This window comes from Gracilimonas sp., assembly GCF_014762685.1.
Classification (GTDB): domain Bacteria; phylum Bacteroidota; class Rhodothermia; order Balneolales; family Balneolaceae; genus Gracilimonas.
The window spans coordinates 248,995-267,116 of the sequence record NZ_JABURM010000006.1; the positions used below are offsets into that span (position 1 = coordinate 248,995).

19 protein-coding genes are annotated in these 18,122 nt (G+C 42.9%); 10 read left to right on the forward strand and 9 right to left on the reverse strand.

What is annotated here, in order from left to right:
- Window positions 1-244 precede the first annotated feature (244 nt).
- The 3 genes from radC (at window position 245) to hemW (ending at window position 2,851) form a co-directional block, all read left to right on the forward strand.
- The gene (radC, locus tag HUJ22_RS10615; RefSeq protein WP_290877116.1) at window positions 245-961 is read left to right on the forward strand and encodes a DNA repair protein RadC; all 717 of its coding nucleotides are present in this window, start codon (window positions 245-247) and stop codon (window positions 959-961) included.
- A gap of 137 nt (window positions 962-1,098) precedes the next feature.
- Window positions 1,099-1,641: a gamma carbonic anhydrase family protein gene (locus HUJ22_RS10620; RefSeq protein WP_290877119.1), complete on the forward strand. Its 543-nt coding sequence runs from the start codon at window positions 1,099-1,101 to the stop codon at window positions 1,639-1,641.
- A 73-nt stretch (window positions 1,642-1,714) separates the two neighbouring features.
- Complete coding sequence (hemW, locus tag HUJ22_RS10625) at window positions 1,715-2,851, forward strand: radical SAM family heme chaperone HemW (RefSeq protein ID WP_290877122.1); 1,137 nt, start codon at window positions 1,715-1,717, stop codon at window positions 2,849-2,851.
- 39 nt (window positions 2,852-2,890) lie between these two features.
- Here hemW and HUJ22_RS10630 read toward each other — a convergent pair whose 3' ends face one another.
- Together HUJ22_RS10630 and HUJ22_RS10635 are read right to left on the reverse strand one after the other, a co-directional pair.
- Window positions 2,891-4,033 (reverse strand): HU family DNA-binding protein, encoded by a 1,143-nt coding sequence (locus tag HUJ22_RS10630; RefSeq protein WP_290877125.1) that lies wholly within the window; start codon window positions 4,031-4,033, stop codon window positions 2,891-2,893.
- Window positions 4,026-4,313, reverse strand: a complete 288-nt coding sequence (locus HUJ22_RS10635) for an HU family DNA-binding protein (protein ID WP_290877128.1) — start codon at window positions 4,311-4,313, stop codon at window positions 4,026-4,028. The genes HUJ22_RS10630 and HUJ22_RS10635 overlap by 8 nt, the downstream gene beginning before the upstream one ends.
- A 167-nt stretch (window positions 4,314-4,480) precedes the next feature.
- Between HUJ22_RS10635 and fahA the strand changes: the two genes are divergently transcribed.
- Window positions 4,481-5,737, forward strand: coding sequence for a fumarylacetoacetase (fahA, locus tag HUJ22_RS10640; protein ID WP_290877131.1), 1,257 nt, complete (start codon window positions 4,481-4,483; stop codon window positions 5,735-5,737).
- Window positions 5,738-5,821: 84 nt separating this feature from the next.
- Here fahA and HUJ22_RS10645 read toward each other — a convergent pair whose 3' ends face one another.
- Entirely contained in the window at window positions 5,822-7,660 is a 1,839-nt protein-coding gene (locus tag HUJ22_RS10645) for a T9SS type A sorting domain-containing protein (RefSeq protein ID WP_290877134.1), read from the reverse strand.
- Window positions 7,661-7,721: 61 nt separating this feature from the next.
- Here HUJ22_RS10645 and HUJ22_RS10650 point away from each other — a divergent pair, with 61 nt between their 5' ends.
- Window positions 7,722-8,675 (forward strand): rhodanese-related sulfurtransferase, encoded by a 954-nt coding sequence (locus HUJ22_RS10650; RefSeq protein WP_290877137.1) that lies wholly within the window; start codon window positions 7,722-7,724, stop codon window positions 8,673-8,675.
- Complete coding sequence (locus HUJ22_RS10655; RefSeq protein WP_290877140.1) at window positions 8,662-9,582, forward strand: RNA pseudouridine synthase; 921 nt, start codon at window positions 8,662-8,664, stop codon at window positions 9,580-9,582. Before HUJ22_RS10650 ends, HUJ22_RS10655 begins: the two co-directional genes overlap by 14 nt.
- Window positions 9,583-9,598: 16 nt before the next feature.
- Here the strand turns inward: HUJ22_RS10655 and HUJ22_RS10660 are convergent, their stop codons facing one another.
- Complete coding sequence (locus HUJ22_RS10660) at window positions 9,599-10,390, reverse strand: alpha/beta hydrolase (protein ID WP_290877143.1); 792 nt, start codon at window positions 10,388-10,390, stop codon at window positions 9,599-9,601.
- Window positions 10,391-10,485: 95 nt separating this feature from the next.
- On the opposite strand from HUJ22_RS10660, the gene HUJ22_RS10665 reads away from it, so the two are divergent.
- The 4 genes from HUJ22_RS10665 to HUJ22_RS10680 all read left to right on the forward strand — a co-directional run bounded on the left by HUJ22_RS10665 (window position 10,486) and on the right by HUJ22_RS10680 (window position 13,448).
- On the forward strand, window positions 10,486-11,031 hold the full coding sequence (locus HUJ22_RS10665) for a helix-hairpin-helix domain-containing protein (protein WP_290877146.1): 546 nt from the start codon (window positions 10,486-10,488) through the stop codon (window positions 11,029-11,031).
- A 158-nt stretch (window positions 11,032-11,189) separates the two neighbouring features.
- Entirely contained in the window at window positions 11,190-12,731 is a 1,542-nt protein-coding gene (locus HUJ22_RS10670) for a response regulator (protein ID WP_290877149.1), read from the forward strand.
- A 1-nt stretch (window position 12,732) separates the two neighbouring features.
- Window positions 12,733-13,161, forward strand: a complete 429-nt coding sequence (gene tsaE / locus HUJ22_RS10675) for a tRNA (adenosine(37)-N6)-threonylcarbamoyltransferase complex ATPase subunit type 1 TsaE (RefSeq protein ID WP_290877152.1) — start codon at window positions 12,733-12,735, stop codon at window positions 13,159-13,161.
- Complete coding sequence (locus tag HUJ22_RS10680) at window positions 13,161-13,448, forward strand: hypothetical protein (protein WP_290877155.1); 288 nt, start codon at window positions 13,161-13,163, stop codon at window positions 13,446-13,448. The genes tsaE and HUJ22_RS10680 overlap by 1 nt, the downstream gene beginning before the upstream one ends.
- Before the next feature lie 201 nt (window positions 13,449-13,649).
- Here the strand turns inward: HUJ22_RS10680 and HUJ22_RS10685 are convergent, their stop codons facing one another.
- From HUJ22_RS10685 to pstC, 5 genes are all read right to left on the reverse strand, one after another.
- Entirely contained in the window at window positions 13,650-14,702 is a 1,053-nt protein-coding gene (locus HUJ22_RS10685) for a hypothetical protein (protein ID WP_290877157.1), read from the reverse strand.
- Window positions 14,703-14,791: 89 nt separating this feature from the next.
- Entirely contained in the window at window positions 14,792-15,514 is a 723-nt protein-coding gene (phoU, locus tag HUJ22_RS10690) for a phosphate signaling complex protein PhoU (RefSeq protein ID WP_290877160.1), read from the reverse strand.
- Window positions 15,511-16,308, reverse strand: coding sequence for a phosphate ABC transporter ATP-binding protein PstB (pstB, locus tag HUJ22_RS10695; RefSeq protein WP_366871100.1), 798 nt, complete (start codon window positions 16,306-16,308; stop codon window positions 15,511-15,513). Before pstB ends, phoU begins: the two co-directional genes overlap by 4 nt.
- Before the next feature lie 68 nt (window positions 16,309-16,376).
- The gene (gene pstA / locus HUJ22_RS10700; protein WP_290877164.1) at window positions 16,377-17,234 is read right to left on the reverse strand and encodes a phosphate ABC transporter permease PstA; all 858 of its coding nucleotides are present in this window, start codon (window positions 17,232-17,234) and stop codon (window positions 16,377-16,379) included.
- Window positions 17,227-18,105 carry a phosphate ABC transporter permease subunit PstC gene (pstC, locus tag HUJ22_RS10705; RefSeq protein ID WP_290877167.1) on the reverse strand — a complete coding sequence of 293 codons (879 nt, stop codon included), beginning with the start codon at window positions 18,103-18,105 and terminating at the stop codon, window positions 17,227-17,229. Before pstC ends, pstA begins: the two co-directional genes overlap by 8 nt.
- Between the last annotated feature and the right edge of the window lie 17 nt (window positions 18,106-18,122).

The window sequence follows — 18,122 nt, forward strand, 5'->3', positions numbered from 1 at the left end:
TCCAGCAAAGAACTTCCAACGTTGAACTGTTTTGTGGTCATCCGCGCAACTCCGCGTTTCATCTGCGAGCCTCTGCGTGAAACATTTGGTCGAATCTTACTCTTTTTTTCTCGCGGAGTTTGACGCAGAGGTTAGCAGAGACCCATAATCCTAAAGAATAAATAATCACTCATCTGAAAAATAATGTGTAAGGAATCCGTTTTTCATCGCTCTAACTAAGAAAGAATAAAACAAACTTAGAGCCATGAACTTTGAAGAATCCTTCTCCGTAGAAAACTTCCATAAGCGCACTGTCAAAGATATGCTCCCCGATGAGCAGCCCCGGGAAAAACTTATGAATTATGGAGCCGACTCCCTTTCTGACTCCGAACTCCTTGCTATCCTAATCCGCACGGGCACCAAAAAACTGAATGTGATTGACACCGCCAAAGCCCTGCTTGATCAATTTGGAGGGTTGCATAACCTAGTGCGCAAAGACTGGCAAGCCTTAAAGGTGATTCCCGGCATCGCCAAAGTAAAAGCCATCACGCTGGAGGCGGCCTTTGAACTTGCCCGACGCCTGCAGGTAGCGTCACTGGGAGAAGAAATCCAGATCACTTCTCCCGAAGATGTGAATGCCTACTTTGCGCCAAAACTTCGTCATCTCACCAAAGAAACTTTCATCGTCGGCTTTCTGAATAACAGCAAAAAGCTGATGGGTTTTTCAAAGATCAGCAACGGCGGAAAAACAGCCACCATCGTGGATACAGCCGAGGTTATGCGGCAGGCCGTTCTTAACGAAGCCAACTCCATCGTATTAGTCCACAACCATCCCTCCGGGCATAACAAAGCTTCCACTGCCGACATCCAGCTCACCAAGCGCATCGCCGAATGTGGAAAAATATTTGGGATTCCTGTTGATGACCATGTGATTATCGCCGGGTATGATTTTGTGAGTTTAAGAAGTGAAGGACTGTTTTAATTAATAATTTTAAATTTTGAATGTTAAATGAGCAGTTTATTTAACATTCAAAATTTAGCATTCAACATTGCCTATTGGATATTGAATCCCTTTTCTCCCTACCTTTGTAAAAATACACTCTCACCAATCCTGTATCCATGATCTACGAATTTTTAAAGAGCAGTCCTCAATTTGATGAAACTGTTTTTGTTGCTCCGAGTGCTGATATCATCGGTGATGTTACTATTGGAAAAGAAAGCAGCATCTGGTTTAATGTTACAATCCGTGGCGACGTCAATTACATCCAAATTGGAGATAAAAGTAATGTGCAGGATAACGTGTGCATCCACGTGATGAACCAAACCGGTCCGACTATTATCGGGAATGAAGTTACGATAGGGCACGGAGCCATTGTGCACGGGTGTACGGTTCACGACCGCGTACTGGTTGGAATGAATGTGACCATTTTGGATGAAGCGGTGGTAGAATCCGATGTGATAATAGCCGCAGGCTCACTTGTTCCTCCCGGAAAAACACTGGAAAGCGGGTACATGTATATGGGCTCACCCGCCAAACAAACCCGCAAGCTGACGGAAGAAGAGCTGGCTTCCATTCCGAAATATGCCACTAATTACATAAAATATTCCCGCGCTTACCAGCAAAAAGATCAATACGACGAAAATCCTTTTTATAATAAGTAATTGGAAATGTTGAATTATGGATTTTTGAATTAGAACAATTCAAAATCCATAATTTTTAATTCAAAATTCCCCTATGAGCGGTCTTTACATCCATATTCCTTTTTGCAAACAAGCCTGCTCGTACTGCGATTTTTATTTCGTAACCCGTCAGCAACATAAACAGGATTTTGTGGATGAGCTCCTTAGAGAAATTCATCACAAAAAAGACACCCGTTTCACCAAAGACCCGGTTCGCACCATATATTTTGGCGGCGGCACTCCATCTCTCCTCTCCCCCAAACAAGTGGAATCCATCCTTGACGCCATTAGAACTGTCTTTGATTTGGAGCTTGAAGAGATTACGCTGGAAATGAATCCGGATGATGTAACTAAAGACTATTTATCAGGATTGAAATCCTCCGGAATTAACCGCGCCAGCATGGGGGTTCAAACCTTTGATCCGGATTTGCTGGATTTCATGCACCGGGCACACACTTCTGAAGAAGCATTGGCCTGCCTCGAAATCCTGGAAGCCTCCGCGTTTAAGGTTTTTACAACTGATTTGATTTACGGGAATCCCGGACAAACCCTCTCTTCACTCGAAAAAGACATTGACACCCTGCTGCAATTCAATCCGCCTCATATCTCAGCATATTCATTAACTGTTGAGCCACAAACACGCCTGGGCAAGCAAGTAAAATTGGGGCGAATTCTACCACCGGAAGATGACACCGTCTCCGATCATTTCGATTTAGTAGTGGATAAGCTTGAAACAGCCGGTATTCAGCAATATGAAGTAAGCAATTATGCAAAACCCGGCAGCGAAGCGGTTCATAATTCGAATTACTGGAATCATGTGAATTATTTGGGTTTGGGGCCCGGCGCTCATTCATTTTGGTGGGATGAAAATAAACTGTCGGCCAAGCGCTGGAGTAATGAAGCAAACCTCAAATCCTATTTGAGCCAAGGCTGGGAGAGGCCTTTTGAACCTGAGCATCTGAATTTATCTGCTTTGGCCGAAGAGCGCCTAATGCTGGGTTTAAGGACTAAGAAAGGAGTCTCTAAAAAAGAACTAAAATCCCGTTATGACTTTGAGTTTAATTCCGGGCAGCACCTCTGTCTCCAAAAATTAGAGGAAGAAGGAAAAGCTAAAACCGGGGAACAAATTCAATTAACAAAAGAAGGGCTGAAAATTGCTGATACCATTCTGCTGGATTTAGTGACTATGTAACGCCAACTTTGCCCACCTTTCCAAAACAGATCGACCAGCCTACATTCCTGCTCGTTCCCATCTTCGTGCAAAACGAGCATATTCTTCTGCCTTATCGGTTCTGCCATGCTTCTGATATGCCTCCGAAACCATTTTGGCGGCTGATGCAAGCTTACGGTAGTCGCCTTTTGTTGGTGCTTCTGCCGTGCCTTCTAATACAGGAACTCCTAATTCTACATTCTTTTCAAGTGAATCCGGATGAGTATCTGTAGTGAAATTATGTTCAAAAATAAGAGGCCAAAAATACGGCTTCCCATATGCGTTTCTGGCAATGACCCAATACCATTCATCTTCTTTTACCGTATACGCATTTACATTCTCAGACTGTTTCGGGGCAACTGATTCCGATGAGGGCAGAGACGCCTCTGTTACTTCTTCAGGTTCCGATTCTTCTTCCTCAGGCACGATTTCTTCTGCCTCACCACCTTCGTCTACCACTTCTTCAACTTCAGCAGCAGCGTCCGGATCCTGAGATTGTTCTACCGCAGATTGTTCTGAAGCCAATTCCTCCTCGTCCGAACTCAGCAAAAACCAAATAGACCCAATAGCCACTATTGACAAAGTCAATATCGCTACCATAATCAGACCGGTATTTTTCCCTTTGGTTCGTTCCCTGGGCTTGGCTTTAGGTGCAAATACTTCCGGTTTCGGTTTTGCCTCCCTCTCCACATTCAGCTCTGGTCCCTCTTTTGACTCGGTTTCAAATACCGATTCAAATTCCTGCTCAGGCTTCTTTTCTGACTTCTCACCTGATTCCGGCTTTGGTTCCGGCTCCGATTCCGTTTTCGGAAGTTCAGGTGATGCCTGAACCGGTTTTTCCTTTTCTTCAATTAATTCCGATTCAAGGTATGCATACGCAGCATTTACCTCTTCACGGAGTGCTTTATAGGGTGTGAAAGAAACACGTTTATGCGCCGGAATAATAATGGGTTCACCGGTTTGGGGATTTTGTCCCTGTCGCTCAGCTACCTCTTTTACTTTAAAGCTTCCAAAATTCGTAATCGAAGCTTTTCCATTTTCCTGAAGCTCCCCTTTAATCCGGGCAATCAATGCCTTTGAAAAAGCCTCACTTTTCTGTTTGCTGAAGCCGGTAGCACCGGAAAGAGCTTCAATAATTTCAGCATATGTGACTTTATTACTCATCAGCAGCCTCATTTATTTTATCCTTAAGCGTACTGCTTTGGTTAAAATGGACCACTTTTTTGGGTGGGATAAGCATCATTTGCTCATAATGAGGGTTATATGACTTATGTTCGGGGCGCACCTCCGCATGAAAACTGCCTAACCCGGGTAAAGTAAATCCTTTATCATTAGAAAGAAGCTTGGTTAACCCTTCCACAAAAGAATCATATAGTTTTTCCGTATCTGCTTGCGTCAAATCAAGCTCAGTAGCCAATTTTTTTAGTACCTCCGATTTCGTCATAACCTGCCGTAACTGTTTTTTCGTAATATTAGATGAAATAAATGCTAAAACAAGCAAATAAGCAATTTTCCTGCTAATTCGATAACCCCGCCATATTTTAAGATTTCACCAAACAGTCAGGTTTGTTATAATCCACCAACCCTAAAAAGTGCCAATCACTTGCCAAGATGCTCAAAGCTTTTATCGACGTACCGACAGACTCTCATTTTCCCCTCCAGAATTTACCTTATGGAGCGTATCAAACCACGGATGGAGAAATCCATTTATGTTCAGCCATTGGCGAGTTTATTGTTGATTTGTTTGTGCTGGATGAAGAAGGTCTTTTTGATGGGCCTGAATTGAATAATCAATTTGTATTTCAAGACTCTACCTTGAATTATTTTATGAGTCTTGGTAAACCGGCATGGATCGAAGCCAGAACAACACTTCAGAAATTGCTTTCGGAGAATAATCCCCGCCTGAGAGATGATGCATCACTTCGGGAGCGTGTCTTTAAAAAGCGGGAGGAAGCAGAAATGGTGCTTCCTGTCCAAATAGGGGATTACACTGATTTTTACTCTTCGGAACAGCATGCCCGAAATGTAGGTAGCATGTTTCGCGATCCTGAAAATGCCCTGCTGCCAAACTGGAAACATTTGCCGGTTGGGTACCACGGACGAGCCAGTTCAGTTGTGATCAGTGGAACCAGCTTACATCGTCCAAAAGGCCAAATTATTCCACAGGATGCTGAAGAGCCTGTATTTGGGCCTTCCAGCTTATTAGATTTTGAATTAGAAGTGGGGTTCTTCACCGGTCCCGGCAATAATCTGGGAGAGCCTGTTCCCGTGGATAAAGCAAAGGATCATATCTTTGGGTTGGTTTTGGTTAATGACTGGAGTGCCCGTGACATTCAAAAATGGGAATATCAGCCATTGGGGCCATTTCTTGCAAAAAACTGGGCGACTTCAATTTCACCGTGGATCGTCACTATGGAAGCACTCGAGCCGTTCCGCGCAGAACTCCCTGCCCAGGATCCCAAGCCGTTGGACTATCTCTTTCAGGAAAAACCAACGACTTTTAATATTAACCTGGAGGTATTCCTGAAAACCGAACAAACGGATATTCCTCAAATGATCTGTTCCTCCAATTTCCGGAATTTGTATTGGAGCATGACTCAACAGTTGGCACACCATACCATCACCGGTTGCAATATTCAGCCCGGTGATCTTTATGGTTCCGGGACTATCAGCGGCCCCGAAGCACATTCATTTGGGAGTTTGCTTGAACTTGCCTGGAAAGGAACCAAACCCATAAAACTTACTTCCGGCGAAGAACGCACCTTCCTTGAAGATGGCGATGAAGTGATCATGACCGGATTTGCCCAAGGCAAAGGTTATAAGGTTGGTTTTGGAGAGGTCAGGGGGAAAATTTTACCGGCTAGATGATAATTATAGTGCGATAGTGTTACAATGTTACGGCATCTGATATTCCGTAACATTGTAACACCTAGACACTTCAGCACTATAACACTATTTAACCAATGTCATCTTTTTTGTAAACACCATATCATCAATGCTCAAACGATAAATGTAAACGCCGGAACTCAAATCATCTGCATTAAAGGGAATAGAATGCGAACCTAAATCAAGATTCCCATTTACAAGGGTTTGAACTTTCCTTCCGGTGATATCATAGACCTCCAGCTTAACCCTCGCCGATCTTGGAAGCTCAAAAGTTATATTTGTACTCGGATTAAAAGGGTTCGGATAATTTTGGTAAACCTTAATGGCATCTGGAATATCTTTGTACTTAGGATCTTTGATATTTACCGGGTTTCCGGACTTCCCAAATTGCAGCGTTAAATTTCGCGTTGTGGTACTGTTGTCATAATTCGTAACCACTACCCCTAATTTATTAATCTCACTCCAGTTAATTTCTGATGGAACATATACTTGAGCTTTATTTTCACCGGTATCTAACAATTCAAGCATCTCCCCGTTTTTCATATAGAAAAGCAGCCCCAAACCAACCTGCGAACTGTCAAAATCCACTGCCACTTCAATCAGTCCTAAATCGTTAGAAGATGGTATAACTTCAATATAGCGGGCTGCCAATTTGCTGATACTACTTAATTGGACACCTTGCTCAGGAACCAAAGTAAATGAAGCATCTACATTTGAGTAGGGATAAAATTCTTTTTCCTCAAACCCGTAATCATCATTTCCGGCTCTTGGACCTGATGCAAAGTGCCATAAATGATTTTGAACAAAGGTGGTTTTAAAATTAGTTGCATAATCCGGAAGGGAGTTAAGTAAGGCCTCGTCTATACTCAGATGATTGTTTACATCATATCCTTCTTCAATCAATTGCCAAACATTTCTCCATAAATCGTTACCAAAAGCTTCCCAATAAAAAATCATCCAGCTTACATGATAATAAGCTCCCGGAGTGCTTAGATTAGGTGCAAAGAAAATAGAATTTGAATTTGGGTTATCGGAATACACCCCATTTTTAATATAATTATAGTAGTCGTTCACGTCATCATAAACTACCTCTTCCATAAGGGTAGCATCCATTTCAGACCAATCAAAACCTCCGGAAGGTGACTGCCAACGATTCTGTTCGTATTGAATCGCATGCTTAAACTCGTGGGCCATGGTGGCATAAATAGCACCTGTTTGATCTCCATCAGGATGAGTATTCTCCGGAAACCCATCAAAATCAGCTTCGATAACAATATATGTGCCCCCCGGGGAACTTGATGAAGTTGAAGTGTACCCATAAGCGCCTTGAGGCAAATCATTTTCTACATAAACTTTGTAACTAGTCCCGCTTGGGATTGGATCAGAAAAGCCAATTGTCTGCACCATATGCCGATAGGATGAATCTGCCGATTCAGCCACCCGGTCAATATAGTCGGGTACGCCATTTCCATCATCATCGGTTTGTGATACAGCGCTGTCTCCGGAGGTATAATAAAAAATCTCAAATTTCCCGGACGGTGAAATGTAGCTCTCATCAACCATTTTGCTTCTTGACTTGAGCCTTGCTGTTTGATACTCCTCAATTTTATTTAATGTTTGTTGGGTGAGCTCATCCTTATGCTGATGCAAAAACATAAATGCCGGAGCTGCACATTTCTCAATCACTTTTTCTTCCCCAACTATATTTGACGGCTCATATAAAAGCCGGATTTGTTCCCGCGCTGCCGCTTCTAAATCAATCTCCCCCCGTTGATAGGCGTGTTGGATCTCAAGCAGTCTTGATTGGTCGGGAATAACCTGCCCAACTGCCAATGCCGGGAGAAACATCAAAGCCATAAACAGGATGGAACTAAACCTTTTTATTTGACGACAGCACTTATGCATTGTTTGGATTTTGCTTAACTTTAAGGCTCGAAAATAACGAACGCTACAATTTAAGTGAAAAATGTTTCAAGTAATTCTTTACTATAACTTTCAGCCGATAGAAGATCCGGATCGGTTCTGTAAAACCCACAAAAAATTCTGTCAGGAAATTGGGCTAAAGGGGCGAATATATATATCTGAAGAGGGCATAAATGGCACTGCAGCCGGAACCGAACAGCAGATTGAAGAATACAAAAATTATTTATGGTCGTTACCGGGGTTTGACGATACTGAATTTAAGCAAGAAGAATGTGACTATATTCCTTTTCCAAAATTAACCTGTAAAGTACGAGAGGAAATTGTAGCACTTCATGTAGAAGATGTGGATCCCAAAAACGGCGGAAATTACCTGGCGCCGGATGAATGGCGAAATGTAATGGAATCGGGTGAAGACTATGTGATGATCGATGTTCGTAATAATTACGAATCTAAAATCGGACACTTTAAGGGGGCCTTACAACCTGATGTTGAAAATTTCTACGATTTTCCGCAATGGCTGGATGAAGCTGACATCCCCAAAGACAAAAAAGTACTGATGTATTGCACCGGCGGTATTCGTTGCGAAAAATTCTCTGTACTGATGAAAGAGAAAGGCTGGGATGATGTAAATCAACTACACGGCGGTATCCTTAAATATGCGCATGAAGAAGGTGGAGAGCACTTTCAAGGAAAATGTTTTGTTTTTGATGACCGGCTTGTGGTTCCGGTTAACCCTGATGATTTAGAGCCTATAGCCCGGTGCGAAATTACCGGCAAGCCGGCAGATACCTACATCAACTGTGCGAATATGGAATGCAATAAACTGTTTGTCTGCTCGGAAGAAGGGGCCCATAAAATGGAAGGATGTTGCAGCGAAGAGTGCAGAAAAAGTGAATACAAACGGCCTTTTGACCCCGAAAATGCGTTTAAACCATTCCGAAAATGGTATAATTACTTCGGAGAGGATTTCAAGGAACGTACTGTTGGAAGCTCGTAAAGTTCGTATTGTAGAACCCTACTCCCTTACCTACCGGTTTAAGGTGAAGTCAGCATTTGAAGGGAATACGCTGCTCAACCTGATGCATACCCGATTCCCTTTTCACGGCCCAAAAGTCTGGGAGTCCAAGATTCAAGCCGGTCATGTGGGCGTAAACGGGAAGGAAGTACCCCCGGGTTATGAGCTTAAACTTCAGGATGAAATATACCATCATAACCCCAAAGTAATTGAACCGGCTGTTCCCGATGAAGTTCAAGTTCTTAAACAAACCAATGATTACCTGATCGTCTATAAACCCGCTCCGCTGCCTATGCACCCGGGTGGAAGGTTTAATAAAAACTCTCTCACTAAAATACTCGAGGAAAAGGGATTTGTTGATTTGCGCATTGTTCACCGGCTCGACTCTGTGACTTCCGGACTGGTACTCTTTGCCCGAAACAAATCCTTCGCTCAAAAAGCGATGATCTGTTTTAGCGAAGGCAAAGTTGAAAAAACCTATTATGCCTTAGTTTCAGGAATTCCTTCTGAAGATTCTGTTACAATCGATTCCCCCATTCGCCGTAAAAATGGTTTTGTATTTGAAAGTAAATTAGGGTTGAACCACGCCAAAGAAGCCATTACGCATTTTGAAGTTGTATCCCGGAGAGAAAACTCAGCCCTCATAAAATGCCTTCCTAAAACCGGACGCACCCACCAAATCCGGCTTCATTTAGAGCAATGGGGATACCCGATTATTGACGACCCTATTTATGGTCACCGGGGAGACAAAAGCAGCAAAAAGGCTCAGAAAGTTGGTATAAGCTTGCTGAATGCAGGATTGGAAATTGAGGAGCTTGGGGTGAAGTGGGAGTTAGAGTTTTCACCGACTCACGTCTCAGGATTCAGAATCCCATATTCTGGGTTCTGAGTCCTGAGTTCTGTATTCACCCTTTAAAAAAAGCTTCTGCAATCCTCGCAAACTGCTTGGGTTTATCCAGAAACGCATAATGGCCGGCATCTTTTATAATCACCAATGCCGCATTTTCAATTCCTTTTTCCATACGTTCGGCTTGATAGATCGGGGTGGCTTCATCATTTTGCCCCCACAGCAAAAGCACTTCGTGGGGAATATTCGGGAGGGTTGATTCCAGGTATTCCGTCACTGATTTCACAAAGGTTTCCCTCATCACTCCGCTGAGTTTACTGTAATCGCTTGAACCAAGGCTCTTCCAGAGCTTGGTACTTCTCAGCCACGCCAATGCTTTTTCGCGAAGTGACCCGGGTAAGATTAAAAACGGGGCTTTCAAAACTTTGGCCGTGTATTTTTTAAGATAGAATTTTATGGAGCGTTTCGGCTTCATTCCGGCCCCCCCGGTGATCAGCACTTTATCAATATGAGCTTTTCCAAAGTCACGGGCACATAATTTCAACATGATTCGCCCTCCAAAAGAATGCACCAATACATCCACCCTTTCTTCTTCCAGCGACTGTATAAAAGCCTGTATGGCATCGGTATAGTCGTCAATACACCAGGCATGTTTAGGTTCCGGGGAATCACCAAATCCTGGTAGATCGAGCACATATGAAGTTCGGAGATGAGCCAAGTTTTGGGCAACCGGCATCATCACCCGCTTATTGCTGCCCCAGCCATGGAGAATAACCAACGGCTTTCCCTCGCCTATCTTCCGGTAGGTAATTTCCTGATTTTGATATGTAAATATGTGGCTTGCAGTCATAAATGAAATTTTGTCAAACTTCCCACTTCCATCAATGGGAAACAAGAGGTTAATTAATTTTGAGTTTTTAAACCTTCTGAGCCATATTTGGGATTATGAATTTCAATAATCTAAAACGCAGGACTTTTTTCTGGATTGAAAAACTCCAGATCTCCAAAAATGAACGGATCGCATTTACCGTATTGCTGGTAGTTTTAGCTGTTATATTCTCTTTGAGTTTGTTTGTTCAAAAAACCTACAATTTCAGTCAAGAGCGTTATAATGAAATAACAGCAGAGTTTGAAAAGCGCAGTGCCCTCATCAAACAACAAGAAAAAGAACAGGAACAAAAATATAATCCAACTTTAACAGTTACTGACTCCCAAACTACCGATAATGAAGAACCGGTTGTACAATTGGAACAAGAAGAAGTAAAAGCATCAACCGGAAAAATTAATATCAATACCGCTACAAGTGCTGATCTTCAATCCTTAAAGGGAATTGGCGAAGTATATGCCCGGCGAATTATTGAATATCGCGTGCAAAACGGAGGTTTTGATTCTATCGATGAGCTGGTTAACGTAAAAGGAATTGGTGAAAAGCGGCTGGAAAATATCCGACCATACATTACCCTTGAGGATTCCACTAAAACACCACACTGATTATTTACTTAATTTAAGGGCAAGCTCTCAGCATCCCGTGGTCTTGGGAGCACTGCTATTATTTTGCATCGGCTCCGAACGCTTCAAAGTCTTACAGACGCGTGGAGAGTCTCAGAAAAGTTCATTTTAAGGCAAATTTAACCAAGAAAGAAAATTACATGCCAAAAATACTTTGGGCAGATGATGAAATCGATCATCTGCAATCACATATTATTTTTTTAGAGAAAAAAGGATTTGAAATCACCCCGGTTACAAATGGTGATGATGCCGTGAGCCTGATTGCATCCGAACCATTTGATATCGTATATCTGGATGAGCAAATGCCGGGTATGGGGGGCATTGAAACTCTCGAAAAAATAAAAGCCTTACAGCCTTCCCTTCCTGTGGTAATGATCACCAAAAGTGAAGAAGAGTCAATCATGGAAGATGCTATCGGAGGTAAAATTTCAGATTATCTTATCAAGCCTGTCAACCCCAACCAAATTTTATTGACTACCAAACGATTATTAGAGCGCGGTCGTATTCAGTCTGAAAAATCAGCTCAAACATACTTGCGTCAATTCAATGAACTTTCTTCTCGTATCCACCCCGGCACCCACTGGAAAGAGTGGATAGATATTTATAAAGAACTCACCAATTGGCAAATAGATTTGGGCTCCGGAGATGAGGGGCTGGTTCAGGTTTTTGACGATCAGTTTAATCAGGCAAATAAGGAATTTGGAAAATTTCTTGACCATGATTACAGGGAATGGGTTAGTAAGGAAGAGAATCGCCCAACCTTATCTCCCGATATTTTTCAGAAATATGTTAATCCCCGTCTGGGGAAAGATGAACATGTCATGTTTTTCATTATTGATTGTATGCGTTATGACCAATGGCTGATTTTTGAGCCCTTTCTCTCTAATTATTTTTCCATCGATACCGACTTCTATTATTCCATTCTGCCAACAGCTACTCCTTATTCGCGGAACGCTATTTTTGCCGGATTGTACCCATCTGAGATCGAGCGCATGTATCCTGAACTATGGAATCAAGGGCAGGATGAATCGTCTTTGAATCGGCATGAAGAAGAATTACTGAAAAAACAATTGGAGCGACATGGCATCGATATCAACTTCAAATATGAAAAAATACTGAACGCCGAGGCCGGACGTAAAGTAGCCGATAAAATCCAGAGTTATGCACAATCCAGGCTGGCTACCTTTGTGTTTAATTTTGTGGATACGCTTGTTCACTCCCGCTCCGACTCAGACGTCATCAAGGAACTGGCACCGGATGTATCCGCATTTAGATCCGTAACCGAAGCGTGGTTTCAACACTCTTCTTTACTTCAAATGTTTAAAGGACTTGCCAAAGAAAATGTCACCCTGGTAATTACGACCGATCACGGTTCCGTACGTGCCCTGCGAGATACCAAAGTTTATGGAGATAAAGACACCGCAACTAACCTCCGCTATAAGTACGGCCGCAATCTGAAGGCTGATGAATCTGAAGCCGTAATTTTCATGGATGACCCTGAGCAATATAGGCTGCCTAAAATCGGAGCGATTAATAATTATATGATTGCCCGGGAAGATTATTACTTCGTATACCCCACAAACTACCACCGGTACCAAAATCGTTATCGCGATACTTTCCAGCATGGAGGCGCCTCGATGGAAGAAGTGATTTTACCGGTAGCCACTTTAAAACCGAAATAACGTGGAACAGTTTAAAAGCTCATCGGTAGAAGAAACTATCCAAATTGGTTTTGAGTTCGGCAGGGAATTAAAACCCGGAGATGTGGTATGTCTGAACGGAGATTTGGGTTCCGGAAAAACCCATTTTGTAAAAGGCGTGGCTTCTTATTTTGGAATAGAACCTGAAGCTGTAAGTTCACCAACCTACACCTTGATTCATGAATATCCGGGATCTGTTCCTATCTATCATTTTGACTGCTACCGGTTAAAAAATGAACAGGAAGCCCTTGAAATTGGCGCTGAAGAATACTTTTATGCAGAGGGCATTTGCCTGGTTGAATGGCCCGAGAAAATAAATTCTTTAATTCCGGAGGAAGCGATTTGGATAAAAATTTCACATCTTTCGGATTCTGAACGAACAATCAGCATTCATCAAAAGCAGCAAGAGTGATGGCACTCTCAAAAAAACGCAGACTTTCATATCGGCTTGACCTCCTCCCGGTGATCCTACCCTATCATCGGCGGGCAAAAAACACCCTGCGCACCGGCGACTTGGTTTATTACGGCCCCAGCCCGGAGTATTACGGGATTGGTGAAGTGGTCCAAACCGCCGAAAAAGTATGCATGGTCGATTTTCGCGGGACCGGGGAATTGGGTATCCACAAAGATGAGATGCTTTCCTCCTATCTCATCCCCATCCACAAACTGAACCTATCCGGTGTATTAAAGAGCCGGTGAGTAAATCATGCTGAACCGACAGCCGGTGGTGAAGTATCTTCCGGGGTTTTCCTGTTCACACTTTTGTAGATCCTTCGGGGCCCCTCAGGATGACCTGTTATTTACTCTCCCCTTCGTTCAGGAGCTGATTTCAGGAGTTGCTTGTTTTAAAATTTTAGCCGTTTATTAACCATAATCTCTGTGTCCGTTTACACCGAGTTGTTAGAAACGATAAGCAAGGGTTATTCTAGGAATGATATCCGTATCAGGGGAGATTCCATTGGCATCTTCTCCGTAAATCACCATTTCTACATTGGGTTGAAGATGGATTCCTTCTGCCAGAGTATAGTCTACTCCTGACGTAAGAAAGGTAGAAGATGTAGTCGATGAAATGGGTAAGTAGTCATTGTCATCCGTGCCGGGTATGCCATCAAAAGCGTGATCTAAGCGCAAAAAGCCCCGGGTTTTACCGGCAATATCAAAGTGGCTGAAAACCGAGGCCAGCTGAACGTCCAGGTCTCCGGCAGGTATTGCATTTTGCCGGGTTTGTCGGGAATATAAAGCGCCCAGGCTAAATGTGTCTGTTTCATAAGCCCCAAATAGTTGCAGCGTATACCGGTCACTGCTCCCAATGCGGTCGTCATAGTCTCCATAAATTTCTACTAATAAATCTTCTGAGAGTTCATAGCCTAAGGAAAGCATCCACTTTTTTCCTTGGTTGATTTCATTAGCGCGGTTACTGTTTCCATTACCTACCATAAAATGATAATTCAGTGAGCCTTTGGGCAACAAGCTTCCCTTAAAAGACAATCCCAAATCCCTGGAACTGCCCATCCCGAATAAGTCAAGGGGACTCTTTTCTACTGACCGGTAGCTCCAGACATCTTCTATCACGCCCCAAGTGGGTGTTCCGGAAATCCCCGCTACAATTTCATGTTCCTCCTTTTTCCACTTTAGATAAGCGTCTTTTACGACCGGTGTCATCTTCATGGCTTGATCGGAAAAACTACCGTCACTATCCATCTCCAACCGCAATCGTGTTGAAAAACCAGAAGCAATGTCGCGGTTATAGGTGAAATATATGCGGCGAAACCAAACCCCGTTTTCATTTACTATACTTTCATCATGATTTTGGGCTACCCAGTAGTAATCGGAGTAAACTGTGCCACTAAAAGAACCCGGGGTGGAAGTTTGTTCCTGCGCCCGGACGGATGAGATAGATAAGGTCATGACTAGACAAATGCCTGCCATGACTACAAAACGTAGTGAATTCATAGGATTATGTGCTGATACTTTTGTGCTGATTTATTTTATCGTGTCCCGCAATATCCGGGATGGATCAATCCTGATCCAGGCTCAGTGTGCTACTTATCAGGCTGAGTTTTTTTGTGCTTTAAAACTTTTGCTTCAATATAGAAAACGATTTCTTCGGCGGTATTTTTTGAGAGATCCCCAACTCTTTCCAATTTACCGATCATCGAAAAAAGGTAAAGTAACATCTGCAAATTAGGTTTTTTTTCTTCGTTGAGGGCCTGAATGCGAGCTGAAGACTCCTGGTGGATTTTATTTAAAGTTTTATCCATTGAAAATATCTTTCTTGCTATACCTGTGTCTTCTTTGATAAATGCATTTGACACATTGTGCAACATTTCCGTGGCCGTATCAAACATGATATCGACCTGCATTTCCTCGATCAGGCTTTGGTCAATACTTTCATCTAATTCCAGTATATACTTCGCCATGCTGTTGGCATGATCACCCAGCCTTTCTAAATCGGAATTGATTTTTATAGCAGCGAGTACGAACCGCAAATCAATAGCAACCGGGTTAAACAAAGCAAGGATATTCTCGCAGTCGCGGTCTATCTTTAGCTCCATTGCATCTACCCTTTTCTCATTTAGGTTGATTTCCTCCGCTAATTCCAGATCAAACTCAAGCAGTGCGGTTTTGCATTTATCCAATTGGGTTTTCACCAGATGCATGAGCTCTAAAACATCTTCTTTCAATATTTTAAGTTCTGTATCTAAATGCGACATACTTTCCTTTTCTTCCTGGGTAATATTGATCGTTTCGGTTTCCTTCATCATCCAAACCTTCCGGTAATATAGTTTTGAGTTCGGTCTTTATCAGGATTTGTGAAAATTTTCTTGGTGTCCCCGTATTCAATGAGTTCACCCATATACATAAAAGCCGTTTTATCACTCACCCGCCCGGCTTGCTGCATGTTATGGGTTACAATAACTACCGTATATTTTTCTCGAAGACTATAGATCAGATCCTCAATTTTTCCCGTCGAAATAGGATCTAATGCGGAGGTTGGCTCATCCATCAACAACACAGATGGTTTTACAGCCAGCGCCCTTGCAATGCAAACTCGCTGCTGCTGCCCCCCTGAAAGTGCCAAAGCCTGTTTATTCAAATCATCTTTAACTTCCTCGTAAATAGTAGCCTGCTTCAGCGATTCTATGACACGTTCTTCTATGAAATCTTTATCCTTAATGCCCTGAATTTTCAACCCGTAGGCTACATTCTCAAAAATAGACTTGGGAAACGGATTAGGTTTTTGGAAAACCATGCCCACTGCTTTTCTGAGTTCCTCCACTTTCACAGACGGATCATAGATGCTTTTCCCATCAAACTTGATTTCACCTTCCAATTTAAAAGTATCAATGCCATCATTCATGCGGTTAAAAGCGCGCAACAAAGTGGATTTTCCGCAGCCTGAAGGACCAATAAAAGCCGTTACGGTATTAGCCAAAATTTTCAAATTGATGTTTTTCAGGGCTTTAAAATCGTCATAGTAAGCATCCAGATTCTTGGTTGCCAGCTTTATTCTGGAACCCTTTTCTGTGTGATTACTTTTGGGTCGGGCGGTTCGCATTTCTTTCACGTCTATATTCATTATTCTATTTTTTAGCGCTCTTTATTTTTCCACTTGAACCTTTTCCATTACCATTTCATTTTTTCCTGCCAGCGGTGCCGCAAGTAGACGGCTATGCCGTTCATCATTAAAGTAATACCAAGAAGCACAATGATAGCAGCAGCAGCATTTATTACAAACTCGTGTTGTGGTCGGGAAACCCAATTGAAGATCTGGATGGGCAGTACGGTAAATTCATCCAGTAGACCACGCGGGGCAAATGGAACATACGCGAGAGCGCCCACCACAATAAGAGGGGCCGTCTCTCCGACTGCACGTGAAATGGCCAGGATCACACCGGTTAAAATACCACCGAAAGAGGCCGGTAAAATTTGATACCAGATGGTTTGCCATTTAGTGGCCCCAAGCCCTTGCGAAGCTTCCCGAATAGTGCCCGGGACAGCACGAATCGCCTCCCTGGTTGAAACGATAATTATCGGGAGAATGAGCAGGGACAACGTTAATGCTCCGGCTAAAATACTATTTCCTAAATGAGCCAGCCGCACAAATAACCCCAAACCAAGCAAACCATAAATCACAGACGGAACTCCCGCTAAGTTGGCGATATTTACTTCCAACAGCGTATTTAACCTGCTGTTTTTCGCGTATTCTTCCAGATAAATACCAGCACCAACGCCAACCGGAAATGAGATTAAGGTAGTAAGCACCAAAATCCACAAACTCCCAATCCATGCGGTATATATCCCTGACTGTTCGGCAAAGCGAGATGGAAGAGAAGTAAGAAAATCCCAGCTCAATCTGCTCAGCCCCATGTATAGGATAAAGCCCATGAAAATGGACAGAATGATAATCCCTATCCAAGTAGCTGATATGCCGACCACTCGGAATAATTTATCCTTTATTCTGTTTTTCTTAGCGTTATTCATATTTCTGACGGTACCTGCTTCTTATCCAATAACTTACGGTGTTCAATATAAAAGTGAATACAAACAAGGTGATACCCGCGGCAAAAATCGTTTTATACTCAAGAGTCCCGTGAGGTACATCCCCCTTACTTACTTGTATAATATAGGCCGTGATGGTCTCGATAGGAACGGTAGGATCTAAAGTCATTCGCGGTTGATGTCCCGCGGCAATTGCCACGATCATTGTTTCTCCGATAGCACGTGCTATGGCCAATATCACCGAAACAATGATACCCGAAGAAGCTGCCGGAACCATGACCCGAAAAGCGGTTTGCAGCCTGGTAGATCCCATTCCAAATGAAGCCTGACGTAAAGAATTCGGAACTGCACTTAACGCATCTTCACTCAGTGAGGAGACAAAAGGTATAATCATAATTCCCATTACAATACCCGGCGAAAGTGCGTTAAAACCTGACAAATCAGGATATATGGATTGCAGGAACGGGGTAACAATCATAAGTGCAAAAAAACCATACACCACAGTTGGCACCACCGCCAGCACCTCAAGCATGGGTTTCATAATACGTCGAAACTTACGGGTAGCATATTCGCTCAGGTAAATGGCGATGGTTAGTCCGATAGGCAGCGCAACTGATACAGCAATTATAGTTGTGAGGAAAGTTCCAGACAATAAGGGCAGTATTCCATATTCTTTTTGAGTAAACAGCGGCGTCCACTGGGTTCCGGTTAAGAAATCCCACATGGAAACTTCTTTGAAAAAGCCCACCGCCTCCACCAACAAAGTCAGGATAATACCGATGGTAGTCAGTATGGTTAGTAGTGCACAGGCTGCCAACATCTTTTCTATGAACTTCTCATGCCACTGCTTCATAAACTTATGTCCTCAAT

Excerpts from the sequence above, each read along its gene's own strand:
- HUJ22_RS10685 (WP_290877157.1), bottom strand. The coding sequence starts at position 14,702 with ATGAATTCACTACGTTTTGTAGTCATGGCAGGCATTTGTCTAGTCATG.
- HUJ22_RS10665 (WP_290877146.1), top strand. The coding sequence starts at position 10,486 with ATGAATTTCAATAATCTAAAACGCAGGACTTTTTTCTGGATTGAAAAA.
- pstC (WP_290877167.1), bottom strand. The coding sequence starts at position 18,105 with ATGAAGCAGTGGCATGAGAAGTTCATAGAAAAGATGTTGGCAGCCTGT.
- radC (WP_290877116.1), top strand. The coding sequence starts at position 245 with ATGAACTTTGAAGAATCCTTCTCCGTAGAAAACTTCCATAAGCGCACT.
- fahA (WP_290877131.1), top strand. The coding sequence starts at position 4,481 with ATGCTCAAAGCTTTTATCGACGTACCGACAGACTCTCATTTTCCCCTC.
- HUJ22_RS10670 (WP_290877149.1), top strand. The coding sequence starts at position 11,190 with ATGCCAAAAATACTTTGGGCAGATGATGAAATCGATCATCTGCAATCA.
- HUJ22_RS10630 (WP_290877125.1), bottom strand. The coding sequence starts at position 4,033 with ATGAGTAATAAAGTCACATATGCTGAAATTATTGAAGCTCTTTCCGGT.
- HUJ22_RS10635 (WP_290877128.1), bottom strand. The coding sequence starts at position 4,313 with ATGACGAAATCGGAGGTACTAAAAAAATTGGCTACTGAGCTTGATTTG.
- hemW (WP_290877122.1), top strand. The coding sequence starts at position 1,715 with ATGAGCGGTCTTTACATCCATATTCCTTTTTGCAAACAAGCCTGCTCG.
- pstA (WP_290877164.1), bottom strand. The coding sequence starts at position 17,234 with ATGAATAACGCTAAGAAAAACAGAATAAAGGATAAATTATTCCGAGTG.
- HUJ22_RS10650 (WP_290877137.1), top strand. The coding sequence starts at position 7,722 with ATGTTTCAAGTAATTCTTTACTATAACTTTCAGCCGATAGAAGATCCG.
- HUJ22_RS10645 (WP_290877134.1), bottom strand. The coding sequence starts at position 7,660 with ATGCATAAGTGCTGTCGTCAAATAAAAAGGTTTAGTTCCATCCTGTTT.
- phoU (WP_290877160.1), bottom strand. The coding sequence starts at position 15,514 with ATGATGAAGGAAACCGAAACGATCAATATTACCCAGGAAGAAAAGGAA.
- pstB (WP_366871100.1), bottom strand. The coding sequence starts at position 16,308 with ATGCGAACCGCCCGACCCAAAAGTAATCACACAGAAAAGGGTTCCAGA.
- HUJ22_RS10620 (WP_290877119.1), top strand. The coding sequence starts at position 1,099 with ATGATCTACGAATTTTTAAAGAGCAGTCCTCAATTTGATGAAACTGTT.
- HUJ22_RS10680 (WP_290877155.1), top strand. The coding sequence starts at position 13,161 with ATGGCACTCTCAAAAAAACGCAGACTTTCATATCGGCTTGACCTCCTC.
- HUJ22_RS10660 (WP_290877143.1), bottom strand. The coding sequence starts at position 10,390 with ATGACTGCAAGCCACATATTTACATATCAAAATCAGGAAATTACCTAC.